The sequence below is a fragment of the Curvibacter delicatus NBRC 14919 genome (genome assembly GCF_001592265.1).
GTDB classification, from domain to species: Bacteria; Pseudomonadota; Gammaproteobacteria; order Burkholderiales; family Burkholderiaceae_C; genus Hylemonella; species Hylemonella delicata.
On record NZ_BCWP01000096.1, the window covers coordinates 1 to 1,149 of the forward strand.

The window sequence follows — 1,149 nt, forward strand, 5'->3', positions numbered from 1 at the left end:
CCAACGACATGAGCAACACCCTACATCCAAGCGCCCAATTGATCGCGGACGACCTGTTGTGCGTCAATATCGACAGCCTGCAAGGCGACGACCTGGCCGAGCACTATCAAGCGGTGCTCGATGCCTTGGCCGGGCTGAGTGACTACATCAACAGACCAGGCCCAAAGAGCGCTGACGAACTCACCGGAACCAAGCTCCGGAGAGACAAGCTGCATAAGCGGCTACCCCGTCTGCGCGATCTGATCCAGACGCACCAGTCCGCGCAAGCCATGGTGCAGCACCTGCAATCGCAGGCGGCGGGCGCCGTGCATGCCCCGCCATCGGGCATGCCGTCGCTGGGCCGCAAGCGTCGCGTTATCCGTCCGCTGGACAGCGCGGATAACGCTGCTTCCGGCCCCTTGGAGGTTTCTGGGACTGAGCCGCAGGCGCAGGCACAGAAGCCTCTGAGGGGTGGCGAAGCCAAGGAAGCCGGAGCCCGCCCGCAATCCGGCGAAGCCGGTTTGCACTGAGGGCGGGCGGCGATGGCGACCTCGCGCGATCAGCGGTCAGCGGTGGACTCCGGCTTGCCGGGGTCCGCCACGCCTGACCCGCTGTTCGCCAAGGTCGCCGAGCTGCGAGCCGCCCACCTGAGCGGGGGCGGTGAGCTGGCCGACCGGACGCGGGACAGCTACGCCTCGGACGCGGCGCGCGTTGCCAACGCAGGCGGCGATCCGATGGCGCTGGCCGGGACGGCGGCGAGTTTTCGGAAGCTGCGCGCGGCCTGCCTATGGAAAGCCCGCGAGGACTTGCGCGAGTGCCTGATACGGGCGGACCGGGCGCGCAAGAACGCCCCGGACCCGCAAAGCGGCATGCAGGAAGCCCGGCGCATCTACGCGGAGCAGTTGCTGGACATCGAGCGCCGTCTGTCCTTCCTCATGGCGGCGCGCTTCGACCCAGCCCGGGTCGGTCGTCGCAACAAGACGCACAAGCAGCGCCACAAGCTCGGGCGTCTGCCGGATGACTGGCTCGCCCAGGTGCATCGGCGCACGCGTGGCGGAATCTATGGCGAAGTGGTGGCGCTGGGCATCCTGATCCCGTTGCGGCCCGAGGAGGTGGCCAACAGGGTGCGCGTCAAGCTGGACGCCTCGGGTGCGCTGCTGTTTGAGGTGC

General features: G+C 68.1%; 2 protein-coding genes. Both read left to right on the forward strand.

Annotation, left to right across the window (positions count from 1 at the left end; genetic code table 11):
* A partial coding sequence (locus CDE01S_RS18780) for a hypothetical protein (RefSeq protein WP_169802293.1) occupies positions 1-509 on the forward strand: 509 nt, incomplete at its 5' end.
* A 12-nt stretch (positions 510-521) separates the two neighbouring features.
* Positions 522-1,149, forward strand: a 628-nt coding sequence (locus CDE01S_RS17965) for a hypothetical protein (RefSeq protein WP_157077212.1), incomplete at its 3' end; no start/stop codon positions are given.